Below are 21020 nucleotides of genomic sequence, written 5' to 3'. Positions count from 1 at the left end.
GCACGGGACAGCGACGCGCACGGGAGAGACGGGGCAGCGATGCGTACAACTCTTCGTCCACGCACGACCGCGGCGGCCATGACGGCGCTCACGGTGCTCACCGCACTCGCCCTGGCGGCGTGCGGCGGTGAGCCCACGAAGGACCCGGGGCCGACGGCCGGCGGCGAACTGCCGCTGAAGGGCGAGAAGATCGAGGTCGCCGCCGTCTGGACGGGCCCCGAGCAGGAGAACTTCTCCAAGGTGCTGAAGGAGTTCGAGAAGCGCACCGGGGCGACGGTCACGTTCGTGCCCGCCCAGGACCCGATCGTGAACTTCCTCGGCACGAAGATCGCGGGCGGTTCGCCGCCGGACGTGGCGCTGCTTCCGCAGGTGGGTGCGATCCGGCAGGCCGCCGCCCAGAAGTGGCTCAAGCCGGCCGGCCCCGAGGCCAAGTCCCAGCTGGCCGCCCACTACTCCCGCGGCTGGCAGGAGTTGGGGGCGGTGGACGGCACGCAGTACGGGGTGTACTTCAAGGCCGCCAACAAGTCGCTGGTCTGGTACAACGCCGCCGTCCTCGACAACGCGGGCGCGTCCGAGCCGAAGACCTGGAAGGACTTCCTCGCCACCGCCGAGACGGTCTCGGCGTCCGGCGTCACCCCGGTCTCGGTCGGCGGCGCGGACGGCTGGACGCTCACCGACTGGTTCGAGAACGTCTACCTGTCGCAGGCGGGCCCGGCCAAGTACGACCAGCTGGCGCAGCACGCGATCCCGTGGACGGACCCGTCCGTCACCGCGGCCCTGACCACCCTCGCCGAGCTGTTCGGCAAGCCGGCGCTGCTCGCGGGCGGGACGAGCGGCGCCCTGCAGACGGAGTACCCGGCGTCGGTCACGCAGACCTTCACGGGCGGCGACCAGCCCAAGGGCGCGATGGTCTTCGAGGGCGACTTCGCCGCCGTCAACATCGCCCAGACCGAGGCGAAGATCGGGACGGACGCGAAGGTCTTCCCGTTCCCGGCGGTCGGCGGCGGCGCGGCCCCGGTGGTGACGGCCGGCGACGCGGCCGTGGCCCTCAAGGACACCAAGGGGGCGCAGGCGCTGCTGGCGTTCCTCGCCTCGCCCGACGCGGCGAGGATCTGGGCGGCGGAGGGCGGCTTCGTCTCCCCCAACAAGAGCCTGGACCCGGCCGCGTACCCGAACGACGTCCAGCGCGAGATCGCCAAGGCGCTCATCGGCGCCGGTGACGACTTCCGCTTCGACATGTCGGACCAGATGCCGCAGTCGTTCGGCGGCACGCCCGGCAAGGGCGAGTGGAAGGCGCTCCAGGACTTCCTGAAGAACCCGAAGGACATCGCCGGGACGCAGGCGCGCCTGGAGGCGGACGCGGCGAAGGCGTACCGGGCCGCCGCGAAGAGCTGAGGCCCGGCATGGAGAAGGCAGCATCCGGGACGTCCGGCGGCTCCGGACCGGCCTCCGCCGGCACGACCGGCGGGGGCACGGGCCCGCGGCCGCGGGCCGGCGCGCGGCCGCTGGCGCGGACCGGCGCGCGGAACAGGACGGTGGCGGCGGGCTTCCTGCTCCCCGCGCTGGTCCTGCTCGGCGCGCTGGTCGTCTACCCGATCGGGTACTCCGTCCAGCGCTCGCTGTTCGACCGCTCGGGCACCTCCTTCGTCGGCCTCGACAACTACCTGTCGCTCCTCACCGACGACTCGCTCCGCACCGCGGTCCGCAACAACCTGGTCTGGCTGGTCGTCGCCCCGGCCGTCGCCACCGCGCTCGGTCTCGTCTTCGCGGTGCTCACCGAACGCGTCCGCTGGGGAACGGCGTTCAAGCTGGTCGTCTTCATGCCGATGGCGATCTCGATGCTGGCGGCCGGGATCATCTTCCGGCTCGTCTACGAGCAGGACCCGGACCGCGGGGTCGCGAACGCGGTCTGGGTCGGGGTGCACGACACGTTCGCCGAGGCCTCGGGCTTCCCACGGGCCCGGCCGCTGCCGGTGCACCCGCTGAAACCGGCGGGCGGCGGCGCGTTCGTCACCAAGGAGCCGGTCCGCGCCGGGGAGGCCGTACGGCTGCCGCTGGTCGGGGTGGCTCCGGGGCGCATGCCCGAGGGGGCCGTGCCGGCCCGCGAGCCCGGGCCGCCCCCCGCGGGCACGGTGACGGGGACGGCGTGGCTGGACTTCACCCGGGGCGGCGGCGGGCGGCCGAACGTCGTCGACCGGGACGAGCGGGGGCTGGCGGGGCTGCGGATCGAGGCCGTACGGGACGGGACGGTGGTGGCGACGGCCACGGCGGCGGCGGACGGCACCTTCTCGCTGCCCGCGGACCGGGCCGAGGGCGCCGTCCTGCGGCTGCCCGCGAGCAACTTCCGCGAGCAGTACGACGGCGTGGAGTGGCTGGGTCCCTCGCTCGTCACCCCGGCCGTCATCGGGGCGTACGTGTGGATGTGGGCCGGGTTCGCGATGGTGCTGATCGGGGCCGGGCTCGCGGCCGTGCCGCGCGAGCTGCTGGAGGCGGCCCGGGTGGACGGGGCGAACGAGTGGCAGGTGTTCCGCCGGATCACGGTGCCGCTCCTGGCGCCGGTCCTCGCGGTCGTCCTCGTGACGCTGATGATCAACGTCCTCAAGGTGTTCGACCTGGTCTTCGTCATCGCGCCGGGTTCGGCCCAGGACGACGCCAACGTGCTCGCGCTCCAGCTGTACCGCTCGTCCTTCGGCACGGACGCGGACCTCGGGGTCGGCTCGGCGATCGCGGTCGTGCTGCTCCTGCTCGTCCTGCCGGTGATGGCGGTCAACGTCCGCCGCATACGAAGGGAGACCCGCCGATGACCTCGCCCGCCTCCCGGACCGCCGCCCGGGCGGCGTCCCCGGCCGCCCCGCGGACCGCGTCCGGTGCCGCCGGCCGGACGGCCGCGCGGCTCGCGGCCCTGGCCGCCTCCGGAGCGGTCCGCGTCTTCCTCGTCCTGGCCGGGCTGTTCTGGCTGCTGCCCACGGTCGGGCTGCTGGTCTCCTCGCTCCGGTCGCCCGCGGACATCGCGGCGAGCGGCTGGTGGTCGGCGTTCACGGCCCCGGCCCGGCTGACGACCGAGAACTACGCGCACCTGCTGGCGAACGGGACGATCACCGGCTCGCTGCTGTCCACCGTCCTGATCACCGTGCCGGCGACGCTGCTCGTGCTCGTCCTCGGCTCGTTCGCCGGGTACGCGTTCGCGTGGCTGGAGTTCCCCGGCCGCGACTGGTGGTTCCTCGGCGTGGTGGCGCTGCTCGTGGTCCCGGTGCAGGTCGCGCTGGTGCCGGTGTCGAAGCTGTTCGGCGCGGTCGGGCTGTTCGAGACGACGCTCGGGGTCGTCCTCTTCCACACGGCGTTCGGCCTGCCGTTCGCGATCTTCCTGCTGCGGAACTTCTTCGCGGAGATCCCGCGCGAGCTGCTGGAGGCGGCGCGGCTGGACGGCGCGGGCGAGATACGGCTCTTCGCGCGGGTGGTGCTGCCGCTCGGCGGTCCGGCGATCGCCTCGCTGGGCATCTTCCAGTTCCTGTGGGTGTGGAACGACATGCTGATCGCGCTGATCTTCGCGGACTCGCAGTCGCCGCCGATCACGGTGGCGCTCCAGCAGCAGGTCCGGCAGTTCGGCAACAACGTGGACGTGCTCGCGCCGGGCGCGTTCCTGTCGATGGTGGTGCCGCTGGCGGTGTTCTTCGCGTTCCAGCGCCAGTTCGCGTCCGGGGTGATGGCGGGCGCGGTGAAGTAGGCCGGCGGTCAGGCGCGGAGGGCCGCCACGGCGGCGCGCGCGAGGTCGTCCGCGTACCCCGGCGGCGGGGGTGTGCGGACGACGGCCAGCCGCCAGTAGAGCGGTCCGACGATCAGGTCGAGGGCGCGGGCGGGGTCGGTGCCCTCGGGGAGCTCGCCGCGGGCGACGGCCTCGTGGACGATCCGGGTCACGACGCCCCGCTGCCCGTCGAGCAGCGTGGAGGTGACGGTCTCGGCGATCTCGGGGTGCCGGGCCGCCTCCACGAGCAGCTCGGGGATGACCTGCGAGGCGACCGGGCGGCGCAGGGCGTGCGAGGCGACCTCCAGGAGGGCGCGGACGTCGCCGTGGAGGGAGCCGGTGGCGGGGGCGGGCAGGCCCTGGGCGGCGAAGGCGCCGACGAGGTCGAGGACGAGGGAGAGCTTGGACTTCCAGCGCCGGTAGACGGCGGTCTTGCCGACGCCCGCGCGGCGCGCGATGCCCTCGATGGACATCCGGGCGAAGCCCACGGCCGCGAGCTCCTCGAAGACGGCGGCGCGGATGGCCTCGGTCACGTCCTCGCGGAGTACGGCGGCTCCGGCGGGTGCGCGTCGGGGGGTCGGATCGGTCATGACGGCATCCTAACCAGCGGCCACGTCACGACGAAACGGTTGCGTTCCGACGTGGAGGCGATCTACGCTCCCCTCAGCGAAACGACGATACGGACCCGTCCCGTCGTCGCCGACGCTCCCGCACGCCCCCCGGGAGCGCCTCCGGAGCACGCCCACCGGGAGCCCCGCCCGGGCCCCCTCGCCGAAAGCGCCCGCCCGTGACCACGACCCTCGCTCCACCCCCGCAGCAGGCTCCCGAGGAGGATCTGCGCGCGCTCGCCCGGCGCCACGGCCTCACCGTCAGCGGCGCCCGCCCCTCGCTCCCCGCCTACGTCCGCCAGCTCTGGTCCCGGCGCGACTTCATCGCCGCGTTCGCCACGGCCCGCCTGACCGCGCAGTACAGCCAGGCGCGCCTGGGACAGGTCTGGCAGGTGATGACACCGCTGCTCAACGCGGCCGTCTACTACGCGATCTTCGGCGTCCTCATGAACGCCAAGCACGGCGTCCCCGACTACGTCCCCTTCCTGATCACCGGCATCTTCGTGTGGACCTTCACCTCCGACACGGTGATGTCCGGCACCCGGGCGATCAGCGGCAACCTGGGCCTGGTCCGGGCCCTGCACTTCCCGCGGGCGAGCCTGCCGGTCTCACTGGCGCTCCAGCAGCTCCAGCAGCTGCTGCTCTCGCTCGCCGCGCTGGTCGTGATCCTCTTCGCCTTCGGCGAGTTCCCCACCTGGAGCTGGCTGCTCGCGGTCCCCGCGCTCGCGTGCCAGGCCCTGTTCAACACCGGCGTGGCGCTCGTCCTCGCCCGGATCGCGGCCCGCACGCCGGACATCAGCCAGCTGATGCCGTTCGTGCTCCGCACCTGGATGTACGCGTCGGGCGTCATGTGGTCGATCCAGAGCCTGGCGGGCACCGGCCGCTTCCCGGACGCCGTGACGCTCGCCCTCCAGTGCAACCCGGCGGCGGTCTACATCGACCTCATGCGGTTCGCCCTGATCGAGAGCTACACCGCGGCGCAGCTGCCGCCGCACGTGTGGGCGCTGGCCGCCGGATGGGCCCTGCTGGCCTTCTGCGGCGGGTTCGTGTGGTTCTGGAAGGCGGAGGAGACGTACGGCCGTGGCTGAGGAACAGAGGACCCCGACCGTCGTCGCGGACGACGTCCACATCACCTACACCGTCCACGGCGGCCGGCCCGCGGGCCGGGGCAGCGCCACCGCGGCCCTCGGCCGGATCGTGAGCCGCGGCCGGAACGAACGGACCGAACGCACGGTGCACGCGGTGCGGGGCGTCAGCTTCGTCGCGTACCGGGGCGAGGCGATCGGCCTGATCGGTTCGAACGGATCCGGCAAGTCGACCCTCCTGAAGGCCGTCGCCGGCCTCCAGCCCGTCAGCGGGGGCCAGGTCTACACCCACGGCCGGCCGTCCCTGCTCGGCGTCAACGCGGCGCTGATGAACGACCTGACGGGCGAGCGGAACGTCCTCCTGGGCGGTCTCGCGATGGGCATGAGCCGCGCCGAGGTGCGCGAACGGTACGACGCCATCGTCGACTTCTCCGGCATCAACGAGAAGGACGACGCCATCTCCCGCCCCATGCGGACGTACTCCTCCGGCATGGGCGCCCGGCTGCGCTTCTCCATCGCCGCCGCCCGGAGCCACGACGTGCTCCTCATCGACGAGGCCCTGTCGACCGGCGACGCGCGCTTCCGCCGCCGCAGCCGGCAGCGGATCGACGAGCTGCGGGCGGAGGCCGGCACGGTCTTCCTGGTCAGCCACTCGAACGCGACGATCACCGAGACCTGCGAGCGGGCGTTGTGGCTGGAGTCGGGCACGCTGCGGATGGACGGCCCGGCGAAGGAGGTGGTGGCGGCGTACGAGGAGTTCACGGCCACGCCGTAGGCGACGGCGCGGACGAAGAGGAGTTCACGGCCGAACCGTGGCCGAAGAAGACGAACAAAGAGGACATTGCTGGCTAAAGTGCGGTGGGATGACGCACGATCACCCGCAGTCGCCGCCCCGTGCCGACGGTGAGCCGCCGGTCCCCCCGCGGGCCGGCAGCGAACCCCCCGCCCTGACCGGGTCCCCCTTCGACTCGGACACCTTCACCTCCGCCACCTTCGTCACCGTCGGCCGCGGCCCCTTCCTCGGCCTCGCCGCCGTCTGGCTGCTCACCCGGGCCGGCATGGTCCTGCTGCTCCTCCGCGACAGCCTCGGCATCGGCGGGGTGGGCCGCGAAGTCGCCCTCTACGAGCACTGGTACGGCCAGTTCACCCAGGGCACCTTCCCACCCGGCGACGTGACCTGGCAGTACCCGCCCGGCGCGGGACTGGTGATCATGTCGCCGGGCCTCCTGCCCTGGCTGACGTACTTCCAGGCGTTCGTCACCCTCACCCTCCTCGCCGACGCGGTCGTCACCCTCGCGCTCGCCCGCGCCGACAGCGCGCGCCTCACCCACGGCGCCTGGGTCTGGGTCTGCGGCCTCCCGCTCCTCCTCCACCTGCCACTGGCCCGCTACGACGTCCAGACCACCGCCCTCGCCGTCCTCGCGCTCCTCGCGATCGGCGCCCGCCCGACCGCCGCCCACCAGCTCGGCGGCGCGCTCGCCGGGATCGGCGCCATGGTCAAGGTCTGGCCGGTGCTCACCCTGATCGGCACCCCCCGGGGCCGGACCAGCCGCGAGGCGTGGACCGCCGCCGCCGTCACCGCGCTCGCCCTCCTCGCCACCCTCGCACTCTTCTTCTCCGAGTCCCTGGGCTTCCTGCGCCAGCAGGGCAGCCGCGGCATCCAGATCGAGTCCCTCGGCGGCACGGCCCTCGCCGTCGCCCGGGCCTCCGGTGCCTGGCCGGGCGGGGTCGAGTTCCGCTACGGCGCCTTCGAGTACGTCGGCCCGTACGTCTCCAGCCTCGGCCACCTCGCCCTGCTGCTGACCGTCGTCGCCCTCGGCTGGCTGCTGCTCTGGCGCGTCCGCGCCCACCGCTGGACCGCGGCCACCCCGCTCGACGCCGCCCTCACCGCCGTCCTGCTCTTCACCGCCACCAGCCGGGTGATCAGCCCGCAGTACATGATCTGGCTGATCGGCCTCGCCGCCGTCTGCCTGACCTCCCGCCGCACCGTGATGCGCCCGGTGGCCCTGCTCCTCCTCCCCGCGGCCGGGCTCAGCGCGCTCGCCTACCCCGTCCTGTACGCCGACGTCGTCGCCGGCACCCCCACCGGCGTCGCCGTCATGGTCCTGCGCAACGGCCTCCTCCTCGCGGCGGCCCTCCTCGCCGCCCGCCGCCTGTGGACCGCCACGGTCGCGGGGCCGCCCGAGCGGAACGCCTGAGCGCGCCGGCCCGGAAGACGCGGAAGGGCCCCGCCGGAACACCGGCGGGGCCCTTCGCGGTCACACGGCTAGCTGTGCGTGCGGAGCAGCGTGCGCATGGTCCGCATCGCCACCGACAGGTTCGCCAGGTCGAAGGTGTCCGAGCCCTGGATCTCCTCCAGGGTCGTCCGCGCGCGGCCCAGGATCGCCGCGTTCTTCTCCTCCCAGGCCTTGAACCGCTCCTCGGGGCTGGTCGTGCCGTTGCCCACGGTCAGGACGTCCGCGGTCAGCGCCGCGTGCGCCGCGAAGAGGTCCTCGCGGATCGAGGCGCGGGCCATGGACTGCCAGCGGTCGCTGCGCGGCAGCTCGATGATCCGGTCCATGAGGTCGGTGATCCGCAGGCGGTCGGCGAGGTCGAAGTAGACCTCGGCCACGGCGAGCGGCTCCTTGTCCATCCGGTCCGCGATCGCGACGACGTCGAGGACGGGGAACGCGGAGGAGAAGCCGGCGACCCGCAGCGCGAGCTCCTCCGGCACGCCGAAGCCGGTCAGCTCCTCCAGGATCGACTGGTACCACTCCAGGTCCGCGCCGCGCAGCAGCTGCGGCAGCTGCGTCCAGACCTCCTCGACGCGCTCGGCGAAGAACTCGATGGTCTCGCCGATCCGGAGCGGCTGCGGCCGGTTGTTGAGCAGCCAGCGCGTGCCGCGCTCGACGAGCCGGCGGGAGTGCAGGCGCATCTGGGTCTGGACCTCGGCCGGCACCTGGTTGTCGAGGGCCTCGACGGCGTCCCAGACCTGGCCGAGCCGGAAGACGGCGCGGGCGGCGGTCTGCGCCCGGACGATCTCCTCGATCGACGCGCCGGTCTCCTCGCGGAGGCGGTGCAGGAAGGTCGAGCCACCGGTGTTGACGGTGTCGTTGACCAGGACCGTGGTGATGATCTCGCGGCGCAGGGCGTGGCCGTCGACGGCCTCGGTGAACTTCTCGCGCAGCAGCGTCGGGAAGTACGCGTGGAGCAGCCCGCGCAGGTACGGGTCGTCCGGCAGCTCCGTCCCGATCAGCTCCTCGGCCACCGTGATCTTGGTGTACGCGAGGAGGACCGCGAGCTCCGGCTGGCTCAGGCCCCTGCCGTTGTTGAGCAGGTCGCGGACCTGCCGGTCGCTGGGCAGGAACTCCAGGGAGCGGTCGAGGCTGCCGTCGCGGCCCAGGCGGCGCATGAACCGCTGGTGGGCGTGGAGCAGCGACGGCGACTGGGCGACGGCGTTGGCCAGGGCGGTGTTCTGCGCGTAGTTGTTGCGCAGCACCAGACGGCCGACCTCGTCGGTCATCTCGGCGAGGATCTTGTTGCGCTGCTTGACGGTCATGTCGCCCTCGGCGACGAGCCCGTTGAGCAGGATCTTGATGTTGACCTCGTGGTCGGAGGTGTCGACGCCGGCGCTGTTGTCGATGGCGTCGGTGTTGACCTTGCCGCCCTCGCCCTCGGGGCCGCCGCCGCGGGCGAACTCGATGCGGCCGAGCTGGGTGGCGCCGAGGTTGCCGCCCTCGCCGATGACCTGGGCGCGGACGTCCTGGCCGTCGACGCGGATGGCGTCGTTGGCCTTGTCGCCGACGTCGGCGTTCGACTCGGCCGAGGACTTCACGTACGTGCCGATGCCGCCGTTCCACAGCAGGTCGACGGGCGCGTGCAGGACGGCCTTCATCAGCTCGGCCGGGGTCATCTTGGTGACGCCGTCCTCGATGCCGAGGGCGGCCCTGACCTGCGCGTTGACCGGGATCGACTTGGCGGTGCGGGGGTGGACGCCACCGCCGGCGGAGAGCAGCGAGGTGTCGTAGTCGGCCCAGGACGAGCGGGGCAGCTCGAAGAGGCGGCGGCGCTCGGCGAAGGAGGAGGCCGCGTCCGGGTTCGGGTCGATGAAGATGTGCCGGTGGTCGAAGGCGGCCACGAGCCTGATGTGCTCGCTCAGCAGCATGCCGTTGCCGAAGACGTCGCCGGACATGTCGCCGACGCCGACGACGGTGAAGTCCTCGGTCTGGGTGTCGTGGCCCAGCTCGCGGAAGTGGCGCTTGACGGACTCCCAGGCACCGCGGGCGGTGATGCCCATGCCCTTGTGGTCGTAGCCCGCCGAGCCGCCGGAGGCGAAGGCGTCGCCGAGCCAGAAGCCGTAGTCCTCGGCCACCCCGTTGGCGATGTCGGAGAAGGTCGCGGTGCCCTTGTCGGCGGCGACGACGAGATAGGTGTCGTCCTCGTCGTGGCGGACCACGTCGGCCGGCGGCACGACCTCGCCCGCGACCAGGTTGTCGGTGATGTCGAGCAGCGCCGAGATGAACGTCTTGTACGAGGCGATGCCCTCGGCCATCCAGGCGTCCCGGTCCACGGACGGGTCGGGAAGCTGCTTGGCGACGAAGCCGCCCTTGGCGCCGACCGGCACGATGACGGTGTTCTTCACCATCTGGGCCTTGACCAGGCCGAGGATCTCCGTACGGAAGTCCTCACGGCGGTCGGACCAGCGCAGGCCGCCTCGGGCGACCTTGCCGAAGCGCAGGTGGACGCCCTCGACGCGGGGCGAGTACACCCAGATCTCGAAGGCGGGGCGCGGGGCGGGCAGGTCGGGGATGACCTGCGGGTCGAACTTCATCGACACGTAGGAGTGCGGGGTGCCGTCGACCGCCTTCTGGAAGAAGTTGGTCCGCAGCGTGGCCTTGATGACGGTGAGGAAGGAGCGCAGGATGCGGTCCTCGTCCAGGCTCGCGACCTGGTCGAGGGCGCCGTCGAGCTCCTCCAGGATGCCGTCGATCAGCTCGGTGCCGGCGCGCTGGCGCTCCGGGGCCATCCGGGCCTCGAAGAGGGAGACGAGCAGCCGGGTGGTGTGGACGTTGTTGCGGAGGGTGTCCTCCATGTAGTCCTGGCTGAACGTCGCACCGGCCTGGCGCAGGTACTTGGCGTAGGCGCGCAGCACCATCGCCTCGCGCCAGGTGAGCCCGGCGGAGAGGACGAGGGAGTTGAAGTTGTCGTTCTCGGCCTGGCCGGTCCAGGTGGCGGAGAAGGCCTCCTGGAAGCGCTCGCGGGCGTCGTCGCCGACGTAGTCGCCGCCGTTGCCGCTGGGCGCGGGCATCCGCAGGCCGAAGTCGTAGATCCAGGCGTGCGTGCGGTCGGCGCAGCGCAGCTCGTACGGGCGCTCGTCGGTGACCTCGACGCCGAGCCGGTTGAGGACCGGCAGGACGGCGGAGAGGGAGATCTGGTCGCCCGTCTTGTAGATCTTGAAGCGGCGCTCGCCGGGGCCGGCGGCGACCGGCTCGTAGAGGGAGAGCGCGAAGTCCTTGCCGCTGGCGGCGAGGGCCTCCATGCGGACCAGGTCGGCGACGGCGGCGCGCGGCGAGTGGTCGGCCTTGTAGCCCTCGGAGAAGGCGCTGCCGTAGCGGCGGAGCAGCTCGGCGGCGCGCTCCTCGCCGAACTCGGCGTTCAGCGCCTCGCCGAAGCCGTCCGACCAGGAGCGGGCGGCCTCGACGAGCCGGGTCTCGATCCGGTCGACGTCGGCGTCGGTGAGCTTGGCGAGTTCGGTGCCGGGCTTCACGCGGACGACGAAGTGGAGGCGGGAGAGGATCGACTCGGTGTTCCAGGCGGTGAAGTCGACGCTGGTGCCGTCGAGCTCCTCCTTCAGGATGTCGATGATCCGCAGCCGGACGCGGGTCGTGTAGCGGTCGCGCGGCAGGTAGACGAGGGCCGAGTAGTAGCGGCCGTACTCGTCCTGGCGCAGGTAGAGGCGGAGCCGGCGGCGTTCCTGGAGGTACAGGACGCTGGTGACGATGGACTGGAGCTGGTCGACCGGGGTCTGGAACAGCTCGTCGCGCGGGTAGGTCTCCAGGATCTGGAGCAGGTCGCGGCCGTCGTGGCTGTTCGGCGAGAAGCCGGCGCCCGCGAGGACCTCCTGGACCTTGCGCTTGACGACCGGGACCCGGCGGACGGACTCGGTGTAGGCGGCCGACGAGAACAGGCCGAGGAAGCGGCGCTCGCCGACGACGTTGCCGTCGGCGTCGAACTTCTTCACGCCGACGTAGTCGAGGTACGAGGGGCGGTGCACGGTCGCGCGGCTGTTGGCCTTGGTCAGGATCAGCAGCTTGTGCTCGCGCGCCTTGGCGCGGGCGTCGGCGGGCAGCCGGCTGAAGGAGGGCGAGACCGGGTGGGCGTGGTGGCCCTCCTCGTCGCCGCCGTGCTGCGGGTCGGAGCGCAGGATGCCGAGGCCGGTGCCGGGCACGGCGGTCAGGGCGTCGCCGTTGACGAGCTCGTACTCGCGGTAGCCGAGGAAGGTGAAGTGGTCGTCGGCGAGCCAGCGCAGCAGCTCCCGGGCCTCCTCCACCTCGGTCGGGCGCAGGTCGGAGGCGGTGGGCTCGGCGGGGAGCCCCTCGGCGATGCGCAGCGCGGCGTCGCGCATCTTCTCCCAGTCCTCGACCGTCTCGCGGACGTCGGACAGGACGCGCAGCAGGTCGGCGGTGATCTGCTTGAGGTCGGCGCGGTCGGTCTCGCGGTCGATCTCGACGTGGATCCACGACTCGGTGAGCGCGTCGTGCGGCAGCTCGCCGTCGATCTGGGCCGCGAGGACCTCGATGAGCCTGCCGGTGACGTCACGGCGGACGAGGACCTGCGGGTGGATCACGACGTGGATGCCGCGGCCCTGGCGGGACAGCTCGTTGGTGACCGAGTCGACGAGGAAGGGCATGTCGTCGGTGACGACCTCGACCACGGAGTGGCTGCTGGTCCAGCCGTTCTCCTCCACCGTCGGGGTGTGGACGCGCACGTTCGCGGTGCCCTGCGGGCGGTTCTCCGCGAGCCGGTAGTGAGAGAGCGCGGCGCCGAACACGTCGACCGGGTCGCGGTCGCCGAGGTCCTCGGGCGCGGTGTGCAGGTAGTAGCGCTGGAGGTAGTCGAGCACGGTGTCCCGGTCGGGGCGCTTCCCCGCACCGTCCGGGCCCGTCGGAAGTCGCCCCCCGACCGGGCTGTGCTCAGCTACCCGGGCGGCCCTCTCGAGCAGCTCGGCCTTTGCTTCGTCCAGCTTGGTCTGCATGTCCTCTGACTCCTGTCGCGCGCCGTTGCGTGACGTCGGTGGAAGAAAGGGCACAACGCCACGACGCGGTGGATCCGGTCGAGGTCGACGCTATGCCCGGATGAGAGATGCCCAGGTCGTTATCGGCCACGGAACGCGGCACGCCCGGACGGGAAGGATCGGCGAACGCACCGTCGGCCCGGCCGCCGGAGCGGGTCGGGCGGCAGCCGGGGGCTTCGCTGCCCCCAGGGCGTATCGCGCTGATCACGGCAAAAGCCTATCGCCCCCGCACCCCGAACCGTCATGAGCCGTATGCGTACAAAAGAGCGGACGAAGTTTGACGGTATGGACAGCGACACGTGTCCTCTCGGCAAACCGGCCCGCCGGGGGCCGCTCGTGCGCAAGCATGGGCACAGCACGACAGACCGACCATCTGTGACCAGGGAGAGCCATGGCGAAGATCCTGATCGTGACCGGGGACGCGGCGGAGTCCCTGGAGGTGATGTACCCCTATCAGCGGCTGCTGGAGGAGGGCTACGAGGTCGACATCGCCGCCCCGGCCCGCAAGACGCTGAGGTTCGTCGTCCACGACTTCGAGCCGGGGTTCGACACGTACACGGAGAAGCCCGGCTACACCTGGCCCGCCGACCTGGCCTTCTCGGAGGTCGACCCGGGCGCGTACCTGGCGGTGGTGATCCCGGGCGGCCGCGCTCCGGAGTACCTGCGCAACGACCCGGAGCTCCGCAAGATCCTCAAGGCGTTCTTCGACGCCGACAAGCCGGTCGCCCAGATCTGCCACGGCCCGCTCCTGACGGCCGCCGTGGGCAGCCTGGAGGGCCGTCGCGTCACCGCCTACCCGGCGCTCGAACTGGACATGCAGGCCGCCGGCGCCACCTTCCAGGACTCCGCCGCCGTCGTCGACGGCCTCCTGGTCTCCTCCCGCGCCTGGCCGGACCACCCGAGCTGGATGCGCGAGTTCCTCAAGGTGCTCCGCGCCAAGGCCTGACGCGGCGCCCGCCGGACCGGCGGGCCCGACGGCAGGAGGCGGCGCGCGAGGACCGCGCGGAGCGGAGGGGCCGGGGGTGTGCCGTCGACCGGCCCGGATCAGGTGCCGGGCGTCGCGAGCCCGGCACGATCGGCGGGACGCCCGCTAGACCAGCTCCTCCGCGACGGCCACCGCCTCCTCCAGCGAGTCCACCACCGGCACGCCCACGCGCTCCAGCGAGGTCCTGCTGTGCGATCCGCCGGTGTAGAGCACGGCCCTGGCCCCGACGTGCGCCGCGGCCAGGGCGTCGTCCGCCGCGTCGCCGATGACGACCACCCGCTCGGCCGGGATGCGCAGCTCGGCGAGGTGGCGCACCATCTGCCCGGACTTGCCGTCCGTCGAGGTGTCGGCGCGCCCGTCCACGCGGACGAACCGCTCGGCGATCCCGTGCCGCCGGACGAGCGGTATCAGGTCGGCGTGCGGCGCCAGCGACAGCAGCGACTGCGTGAACCCGGACAGCTGCCGGGCGGCGAGCAGCTCGGCGGCGCCGGTCGTCAGCCCGCAGTTCTCCGCCCGCTGCCAGTAGTGCCGGTGGAAGGTGCCGTCCATGACGACCCACTCCTCGTCGGTGGGCAGCCGCCCCATGAGCCGCTCGTAGAACTTCGGCACCGGCACCGTGTACAGGTCCCGGTACCGCTCCAGCGTGATCGCCTCAAGCCCGAGCTCCGCGAAGGCCGCGTTCGTCGCGCCGATCACCGCGCCGGTGTCGTCGAGCAGCGTGCCGTTCCAGTCCCAGACCAGGTGTTTCCCGTGCTTCCCCATGCGGAGACGGTACCCGCAGGGTGCGAGGGCGAGGAGTGCCCGGGGGCCCGGGAGGGCCCAGGGGCCGGGGAGGTCCAGGGGCCGGGGAGGGTCCAGGGGCCGGCGGCGGGGAGAGCCCGGGGGGCGCTCAGCCCAGCAGGCCGGGGATCTCCTGGATCCCGAACCAGAGCAGCTCGTGGTCCTCGGCGCCGTCCACGACGAACTGGGCGTCGTCGTCACCCTGGTCCGCGGCGCCCAGCGCGCCCGCGGCCGCGGTGACGTCCGCCTCGGCGTCGTCCGCGTCGGCGTGCACGGCGGCGGCCTTGGACAGGGGGATGGGTCCTGAGATCCGGACCTCGCCGACGGAGCCGGCGGCCGGCGCGCCGTCGGGGTCGGCGGCGTCCTCGTCGGCGACGTCGACGGCGACGACGATCCGGCGCCGGGGCGCCCCCGGTTCGGCGGCGAGGAGCCGCAGGGAGCCGGCGGCGGCGCGGTTGAGCGCCGCGTACTCCAGTTCCTCGATGTCGTCGGAGACGTACCACTCGCGCAGCGCGGGCGTCACGGCGTAGGCGGTCAGCGGGCCGGGGCCCAGCTCGCCCGCCTTGTGCGCCTGTGCGAGACCGGGGAGGGTCAGGGGGACGTACACGCGCATGGCTGGCCGCTTTCGTAGTCGGAGAGGCCCTCAGGATACGTGCGGAGTCCCCCTTCGGGGTTGCCGGCCGGAGCCGGCGCCCGTCCCCCGCGGGAGGCCGTCGCCGGGGTCCGGGAGCCGGATGTCCGGGGCGTCACCCGGATAGGTGATCCGGTCGTCGGGCCGCCGCCGGGCGTACCGGTCCTTGCGGGGCCGCCGGGCCCGCCCGTACAAGATCCCCAACAGAAAGTTACCGACCGGTACCAACCGGTTACGGAACGACAGGGGCCCCGCCATGACCAGCACGCTCACCACCCACCCGCAGGCGCCGGCGGGACAGCCGCACCCCGCCGCGGCGACCACCCGGCCCCGCACCCCCCGCCCCCGCACCGCCCCCGGCGGTCCGGCCGGCACCCGCCCCCGCGGCGCCGCCGGCACCCACCCCCGCCAGGCCCCCGCCCCCCGCGCGCTGCCGCCGCACACCGTCTTCGCCGAACGCCTCCTCGCTGTCCTCAGCGGGGAGCGCCCGGTCCACTGGATGCTCGGTCACACGGTCGGCGAGGCGTACGAGCAGCTCGTCCTGCTCGCCCCGCTGACACCGCTGCGCTCCCTCGGCCCCCGCCCCGTGCTGCGCCGCTGCTCCGCGCAGGTGCACGAGGGCCGGACGGCCGTGGAGGCCTTCGCGACGATCGCCACCGGCACCCGCGTGCGGGCGATGGCCTTCCGCCTGGAGCGCGGCGCCGACCTCCGCTGGCGCTGCGCGGCCGTGGAGCTCGACGGCCTCGGCACGGGCGGGCGGCGGCCGTGAGGGGGGCCCGCGCACGCCGGAGGGGCCGGCCGCCCACCCGGGCGACCGGCCCCTCCGTCCGTCTCAGCGCGTCACTTCTTGCGGCGGCGGCCGCCGCCCGCGTTCTTCTGCGCCTTGCGACGCTCGGCGCGGGTCATCCCGTCGCCGCCGTCCGTGTCGTCGGAGGCGAAGTCGCCCTCGACGACACCGCCGTCGCCGTCCACCGTCGGCGCGGAGAAGTGCAGCCGGTCCGGCCGCTGCGGGGCGTCGAGCCCCTTGGCGCGGATCTCCGGACGCCCGGCGGGCGCCGGAACGGCGTCCTGCTTGTCGAGCGAGGGAGCGGACGCCTGCACCGGGACCTCCTCGACCTGCTGCTCGACCTGGACCTCCAGGTTGAACAGGTAGCCGACGGACTCCTCCTTGATGCCCTCCATCATGGCGGTGAACATGTCGAAGCCCTCGCGCTGGTACTCGACCAGCGGGTCCTTCTGCGCCATGGCGCGCAGGCCGATGCCCTCCTGGAGGTAGTCCATCTCGTAGAGGTGCTCACGCCACTTGCGGTCCAGGACGGAGAGGACCACGCGCCGCTCCAGCTCGCGCATGATCTCGGCGCCGAGCTGCTTCTCGCGCGTCTCGTACTGCTCGTGGATGTCGTCCTTGATCGACTCGGCGATGAACTCGGCGGTGATGCCCGCCCGGTCCCCGGCCGCGTCCTCCAGCTCCTCCACGGTGACCTTCACCGGGTAGAGCTGCTTGAAGGCGTTCCACAAACGGTCGAGGTCCCACTCCTCCGCGAAGCCCTCGGCGGTCTCCTGGCGGATGTAGTCGTCGATCGTGTCGTCCATGAAGTGCTGGACCTGCTCGTGCAGGTCCTCGCCCTCCAGGACGCGGCGGCGCTCGCCGTAGATGACCTCGCGCTGGCGGTTGAGGACCTCGTCGTACTTCAGGACGTTCTTGCGCGTCTCGAAGTTCTGCGTCTCGACCTGCGACTGCGCGGAGGCGATGGCACGGGTGACCATCTTGTTCTCGATCGGGACGTCGTCCGGCACGTTGGCCATGGCCATCACGCGCTCGACCATCTGCGCCTTGAACAGGCGCATCAGGTCGTCGCCGAGGGAGAGGTAGAACCGGGACTCGCCGGGGTCGCCCTGACGGCCGGAACGACCGCGCAGCTGGTTGTCGATGCGGCGGGACTCGTGGCGCTCGGTACCGAGGACGTACAGTCCGCCGAGGTCCTTGACCTCCTCGAACTCCGCCTTCACGGCCTTCTCGGCCCGCTCCAGGGCGGCGGGGAGGGCCGCGGCCCACTCCTCGACGTGCTCGACCGGGTCCAGGCCCGCCTGGCGCAGCTCGGCCTCGGCGAGGTCGTCCGGGTTGCCGCCGAGCTTGATGTCCGTACCGCGGCCGGCCATGTTCGTGGCGACCGTGACGGCGCCGCGGCGGCCGGCCTGGGCGACGATGCTGGCCTCGCGCTCGTGGTGCTTGGCGTTCAGCACCTCGTGCTGGATGCCGCGCTTGGAGAGCTGCTGCGAGAGGTACTCGGACTTCTCGACGGAGGTGGTGCCGACGAGGATCGGCTGGCCCTTGTCGTGCTTCTCCGCGATGTCGTCGACGACGGCGGCGAACTTCGCGACCTCGGTCCGGTAGATCAGGTCGGACTGGTCCTTGCGGATCATCGGCCGGTTCGTCGGGATCGGGACGACGCCGAGCTTGTAGATCTGGTGGAACTCGGCGGCCTCGGTCATGGCCGTACCGGTCATGCCGGAGAGCTTCGAGTACAGGCGGAAGAAGTTCTGCAGGGTGATGGTGGCGAGGGTCTGGTTCTCGTCCTTGATCGCCACCCCCTCCTTCGCCTCGATCGCCTGGTGCATGCCCTCGTTGTAGCGGCGGCCGGCGAGGATACGGCCGGTGTGCTCGTCGACGATCATGACTTCGCCGTCCATGACGACGTAGTCCTTGTCCTTCTTGAACAGTTCCTTCGCCTTGATGGCGTTGTTCAGGTACCCGACGAGCGGGGTGTTCACCGACTCGTAGAGGTTGTCGATGCCCAGCCAGTCCTCGACCTTGGCGACACCGGCCTCGTGGATGGCGACGGTGCGCTTCTTCTCGTCGACCTCGTAGTCGCCGGTCTCCTCGATGCCCTTGAGCTGGTTGCCGGGCTCGCCCTTGGAGAGGCGGGTGACGAGCTTCGCGAAGTCGCCGTACCACTTGGTCGCCTGGTCGGCCGGGCCGGAGATGATCAGCGGCGTACGGGCCTCGTCGACGAGGATCGAGTCGACCTCGTCGACACAGGCGAAGTTGTGGCCGCGCTGGACGAGCTCGTCCTGGGACCAGGCCATGTTGTCGCGGAGGTAGTCGAAGCCGAACTCGTTGTTCGTGCCGTACGTGATGTCGCAGCCGTACTGCTCGCGGCGCTGGGCCGGAGTCATGTTGGCGAGGATGCAGCCGACGGTCAGGCCGAGGAACTTGTGCACCCGGCCCATGAGCTCGGAGTCGCGCTCGGCGAGGTAGTCGTTGACCGTGATCAGGTGCACGCCCTTGCCGGACAGCGCGTTGAGGTAGGCCGGGAGGGTGCCGACGAGGGTCTTGCCCTCACCGGTCTTCATCTCGGCGACGTAGCCGAGGTGGAGGGCGGCGCCGCCCATCAGCTGGACGTCGTAGTGGCGCTGGCCGAGGACACGCTTGGCGGCCTCGCGCACCGTGGCGAACGCCTCGGGCATCAGGTCGTCGAGGCTCTCGCCGTCGGCGTACCGCTGCTTGTACTCCTCGGTGAGCGCCCGCAGGTCGGCGTCGGAGAGGTTGACGAAGTCCTCTTCGATGGAGTTGACCTGGTCCGCGATGCGGTGCAGTTTGCGCAGGATCTTGCCTTCGCCTGCACGCATGAGCTTGTTGAAGACGGACACTGAGGCTGGTCTCCTTGCCGGTCGGGCCTGGCACTGGGTCTTGTGATGGACGCGAGCGCGGGCACGGCAGGTGGTCCCCACCGCAACGGCCATCGTAAGCGAGACCGCCCGCGCAGAGGGAGGCCCGCAGTGCCGGAGCCGTACGTCCGCCCGGAAAGAGAACGCACGAGGTGGGCGGAAGGTGCCGCCCCACCCGAAAAGTGTTCGCTTCCGCTCCCCCGGCTCACCACAATCCCGGCATGGATCCCATCACCCTCACCACCGAACGCCTGCGGCTCCGCAACGTCCTCCCCGACGACGTGGACGCGGTGTACACGCTCTGCCAGGACCCCGACATCCAGCGCTGGACGGTCGTCCCCTCCCCGTACAAGCGGGAGGACGCCGAGTTCTTCGTCCTCCGGCTCGTCCCGGACGGCTGGCGCGAGGACACCGAGTACACCTTCGTGGTCGAGCCCCTCGCCGGTGGCCCGCTGCTCGCCGCCGTCACGCTGAGCAGTCGCGGGGCGGGCGTCTGGGAGGTCGGCTACTGGCTCGGCCGGGAGCACCGCGGCTCGGGCTACATGACGGAGACCGTGCGCGCGCTGGCCCACTGGGCCTTCACCGGGCTCGGGTGCGTGCGGCTGATCTGGCGCGCCGAGGTCGGCAACGCCGGATCACGGGCCGTGGCCGAGCGGGTGGGCTTCGTCGTCGAGGGTGTGCAGCGCGCGGGCCTGGCGAACAAGGGGACGCTCCGGGACGGCTGGTCCGGCGCCCTGCTGCCCTCCGACTTCGGCCTGCCCAGCGCCCTGCCGTACCTCCCCGCCCCCGACCGGTCGGCCGACGCCGCCTGACCCCGACAGCCGCCCGTCGGACCCCGGGCGCCCCGACGGCGGCGGTGCGCCCGGACCGGGGGTGCTGCAAGGGGGCCAGCGGCCGCGCGTCCGGGCGGCGGCCGTGCGCCCGGACCGGGGCCGGGTGTCAGTGCCGGGGCCTAGGGTGCGGTCCATGACGACTGCGCCGCCACCCGCCGCCGAACTCTCCGCCGACGAAGCCCGCAGGATCGCGCTGCGCGCCCAGGGCTTCCTGGGGGCGCCCGACCGGAGGGCCGGAGTGCGCGGCGTCCTGCGGTCCCTCGGCCAGGTCCAGCTGGACACCATCTCCGTCCTGGCCCGCTCCCACGAGCTCATCCCGTACGCCCGCCTGGGCGCCGTGGGCCGTACGACCGTCGAGGACGCGTACTGGACCGGCGCGCACGCCTTCGAGTACTGGTCCCACGCCGCCTGCGTGCTGCCCGTGGAGGAGTGGCCGCACTTCGCCTTCCGCCGGCGCGCCTACCGCGACCGCCCGCACTGGGGCCACGAGCTGTCCCCGGGGGCGTACGACAAGGTCATCGACCAGCTCCGGGACCAGGGGCCGCTCACGGCGACGGAACTGGGCGGCGCGAAGAACAAGGGCGAGTGGTGGGACTGGTCCGACGCCAAGATCGCCGTGGAGCGCGCGCTGATGTACGGCGAGGTGGTCGTCACCGAGCGGCGGAGCTGGAAGCGGGTGTACGACCTGGCCGAGCGGGCGATCCCGGGCGCCCTGCTCCACGACGACCTCGACGACGCCGAGTGCGTGCGGCGGCTGGTGCGGCAGGCGGGCGAGGCGCTCGGCGTCGGGACCCGCGCCGACATCGCCGACTACCACCGGATCAAGGCCGAGCAGTTCGACGCGGTGGTCGAGGCCTCGGGTCTGGTGCCGGTGACGGTGGCGGGCTGGGGGAAGCCCGCCTGGGCGGACCCGGCGGCGCTGGCGACGGCGCCGCGCGGCCGGCACCGCACGACGCTGCTCTCGCCCTTCGACTCGCTGATCTGGGAGCGCCCCAGGACGGAGCGGATCTTCGGCTTCACGCACCGCCTGGAGGCGTACGTGCCGAAGCCGAAGCGCGTCCACGGCTACTTCGCGATGCCGGTCCTGGCCGGCGGCCGCCTCGTCGGCCGGGTCGACCCGGCGCGGGAGGGCCGCACGCTCGTCGCCCGGCAGGTGACGCTCGACGGCCCCAAGGCCGTGCCCGCCGTGGCCCTGGCCCTGCGCGAGGCGGCCGAGTGGGTCGGCTGCGACGCCGTGCGGGTGGAGCGCGTCGACGCCCCCGGGCTGGCCGCGCCCCTGGTGGCCGCGCTGGCCTGACGGACGCGGCCGTGGGGGGGGGGGGGGGGGGGGGGGGAGGGGGGGGGGGGGGGGGGGGGGGGGGGGGGGGGGGGGGGGGGGGGGGGGGGGGGGGTAGGTGGGGGGGGTGCGGGTGGG

The 21020-nt window shown here is 72.6% G+C and carries 15 protein-coding genes; 10 read left to right on the top strand and 5 right to left on the bottom strand.

Annotated elements, in window-relative coordinates:
- Positions 1–39: 39 nt before the first annotated feature.
- Genes ACZ60W_RS11650 through ACZ60W_RS11640 form a run of 3 tightly spaced genes read left to right on the top strand, consistent with a single transcriptional unit; the run spans position 40 to position 3724 of the window.
- Positions 40–1395 (top strand): ABC transporter substrate-binding protein, encoded by a 1356-nt coding sequence (locus ACZ60W_RS11650; protein WP_469755161.1) that lies wholly within the window; start codon positions 40–42, stop codon positions 1393–1395.
- A gap of 8 nt (positions 1396–1403) precedes the next feature.
- A complete protein-coding gene (locus tag ACZ60W_RS11645) occupies positions 1404–2804 on the top strand; it encodes a carbohydrate ABC transporter permease (RefSeq protein WP_469755160.1) in 1401 nt (466 codons plus the stop codon).
- Positions 2801–3724, top strand: coding sequence for a carbohydrate ABC transporter permease (locus ACZ60W_RS11640; RefSeq protein ID WP_469755159.1), 924 nt, complete (start codon positions 2801–2803; stop codon positions 3722–3724). Before ACZ60W_RS11645 ends, ACZ60W_RS11640 begins: the two co-directional genes overlap by 4 nt.
- An 8-nt stretch (positions 3725–3732) precedes the next feature.
- Here the strand turns inward: ACZ60W_RS11640 and ACZ60W_RS11635 are convergent, their stop codons facing one another.
- A complete protein-coding gene (locus ACZ60W_RS11635; protein ID WP_469755158.1) occupies positions 3733–4332 on the bottom strand; it encodes a TetR/AcrR family transcriptional regulator in 600 nt (199 codons plus the stop codon).
- 197 nt (positions 4333–4529) lie between these two features.
- Between ACZ60W_RS11635 and ACZ60W_RS11630 the strand changes: the two genes are divergently transcribed.
- The 3 genes from ACZ60W_RS11630 (at position 4530) to ACZ60W_RS11620 (ending at position 7633) form a co-directional block, all read left to right on the top strand.
- The gene (locus ACZ60W_RS11630) at positions 4530–5438 is read left to right on the top strand and encodes an ABC transporter permease (RefSeq protein ID WP_469755157.1); all 909 of its coding nucleotides are present in this window, start codon (positions 4530–4532) and stop codon (positions 5436–5438) included.
- On the top strand, positions 5431–6210 hold the full coding sequence (locus ACZ60W_RS11625; protein ID WP_469755156.1) for an ABC transporter ATP-binding protein: 780 nt from the start codon (positions 5431–5433) through the stop codon (positions 6208–6210). The genes ACZ60W_RS11630 and ACZ60W_RS11625 overlap by 8 nt, the downstream gene beginning before the upstream one ends.
- Before the next feature lie 88 nt (positions 6211–6298).
- On the top strand, positions 6299–7633 hold the full coding sequence (locus ACZ60W_RS11620) for a glycosyltransferase 87 family protein (protein ID WP_469755155.1): 1335 nt from the start codon (positions 6299–6301) through the stop codon (positions 7631–7633).
- A 68-nt stretch (positions 7634–7701) separates the two neighbouring features.
- Here the strand turns inward: ACZ60W_RS11620 and ACZ60W_RS11615 are convergent, their stop codons facing one another.
- Positions 7702–12669, bottom strand: coding sequence for an NAD-glutamate dehydrogenase (locus ACZ60W_RS11615; RefSeq protein WP_469755154.1), 4968 nt, complete (start codon positions 12667–12669; stop codon positions 7702–7704).
- Between the two features lie 430 nt (positions 12670–13099).
- On the opposite strand from ACZ60W_RS11615, the gene ACZ60W_RS11610 reads away from it, so the two are divergent.
- Positions 13100–13654 (top strand): DJ-1/PfpI family protein, encoded by a 555-nt coding sequence (locus ACZ60W_RS11610; protein WP_366304830.1) that lies wholly within the window; start codon positions 13100–13102, stop codon positions 13652–13654.
- A 144-nt stretch (positions 13655–13798) separates the two neighbouring features.
- Here the strand turns inward: ACZ60W_RS11610 and ACZ60W_RS11605 are convergent, their stop codons facing one another.
- Positions 13799–14455, bottom strand: a complete 657-nt coding sequence (locus ACZ60W_RS11605) for an HAD family hydrolase (protein WP_469755153.1) — start codon at positions 14453–14455, stop codon at positions 13799–13801.
- Positions 14456–14582: 127 nt separating this feature from the next.
- Entirely contained in the window at positions 14583–15086 is a 504-nt protein-coding gene (locus tag ACZ60W_RS11600; protein ID WP_469755152.1) for a DUF6912 family protein, read from the bottom strand.
- Between the two features lie 274 nt (positions 15087–15360).
- On the opposite strand from ACZ60W_RS11600, the gene ACZ60W_RS11595 reads away from it, so the two are divergent.
- Entirely contained in the window at positions 15361–15873 is a 513-nt protein-coding gene (locus tag ACZ60W_RS11595) for an Rv3235 family protein (protein WP_469755151.1), read from the top strand.
- Positions 15874–15944: 71 nt separating this feature from the next.
- Here ACZ60W_RS11595 and secA read toward each other — a convergent pair whose 3' ends face one another.
- The gene (gene secA / locus ACZ60W_RS11590) at positions 15945–18755 is read right to left on the bottom strand and encodes a preprotein translocase subunit SecA (RefSeq protein ID WP_469755150.1); all 2811 of its coding nucleotides are present in this window, start codon (positions 18753–18755) and stop codon (positions 15945–15947) included.
- A gap of 239 nt (positions 18756–18994) precedes the next feature.
- Between secA and ACZ60W_RS11585 the strand changes: the two genes are divergently transcribed.
- Entirely contained in the window at positions 18995–19585 is a 591-nt protein-coding gene (locus ACZ60W_RS11585) for a GNAT family N-acetyltransferase (RefSeq protein WP_469755149.1), read from the top strand.
- 154 nt (positions 19586–19739) lie between these two features.
- Positions 19740–20903, top strand: coding sequence for a winged helix-turn-helix domain-containing protein (locus ACZ60W_RS11580; RefSeq protein WP_469755148.1), 1164 nt, complete (start codon positions 19740–19742; stop codon positions 20901–20903).
- Positions 20904–21020 lie beyond the last annotated feature (117 nt).

It is taken from the genome of Streptomyces sp. NPDC104202 (genome assembly GCF_055584185.1).
The sequence above is the reverse complement of the archived record's forward strand: the minus strand, read 5'-3'. Positions and strand labels throughout refer to the sequence as shown.

Excerpts from the sequence above, each read along its gene's own strand:
- ACZ60W_RS11615 (WP_469755154.1), bottom strand. The coding sequence starts at position 12,669 with ATGCAGACCAAGCTGGACGAAGCAAAGGCCGAGCTGCTCGAGAGGGCC.
- ACZ60W_RS11640 (WP_469755159.1), top strand. The coding sequence starts at position 2,801 with ATGACCTCGCCCGCCTCCCGGACCGCCGCCCGGGCGGCGTCCCCGGCC.
- ACZ60W_RS11635 (WP_469755158.1), bottom strand. The coding sequence starts at position 4,332 with ATGACCGATCCGACCCCCCGACGCGCACCCGCCGGAGCCGCCGTACTC.
- ACZ60W_RS11580 (WP_469755148.1), top strand. The coding sequence starts at position 19,740 with ATGACGACTGCGCCGCCACCCGCCGCCGAACTCTCCGCCGACGAAGCC.
- ACZ60W_RS11585 (WP_469755149.1), top strand. The coding sequence starts at position 18,995 with ATGGATCCCATCACCCTCACCACCGAACGCCTGCGGCTCCGCAACGTC.
- ACZ60W_RS11605 (WP_469755153.1), bottom strand. The coding sequence starts at position 14,455 with ATGGGGAAGCACGGGAAACACCTGGTCTGGGACTGGAACGGCACGCTG.
- ACZ60W_RS11650 (WP_469755161.1), top strand. The coding sequence starts at position 40 with ATGCGTACAACTCTTCGTCCACGCACGACCGCGGCGGCCATGACGGCG.
- ACZ60W_RS11645 (WP_469755160.1), top strand. The coding sequence starts at position 1,404 with ATGGAGAAGGCAGCATCCGGGACGTCCGGCGGCTCCGGACCGGCCTCC.
- ACZ60W_RS11620 (WP_469755155.1), top strand. The coding sequence starts at position 6,299 with ATGACGCACGATCACCCGCAGTCGCCGCCCCGTGCCGACGGTGAGCCG.
- ACZ60W_RS11610 (WP_366304830.1), top strand. The coding sequence starts at position 13,100 with ATGGCGAAGATCCTGATCGTGACCGGGGACGCGGCGGAGTCCCTGGAG.
- ACZ60W_RS11600 (WP_469755152.1), bottom strand. The coding sequence starts at position 15,086 with ATGCGCGTGTACGTCCCCCTGACCCTCCCCGGTCTCGCACAGGCGCAC.
- ACZ60W_RS11595 (WP_469755151.1), top strand. The coding sequence starts at position 15,361 with ATGACCAGCACGCTCACCACCCACCCGCAGGCGCCGGCGGGACAGCCG.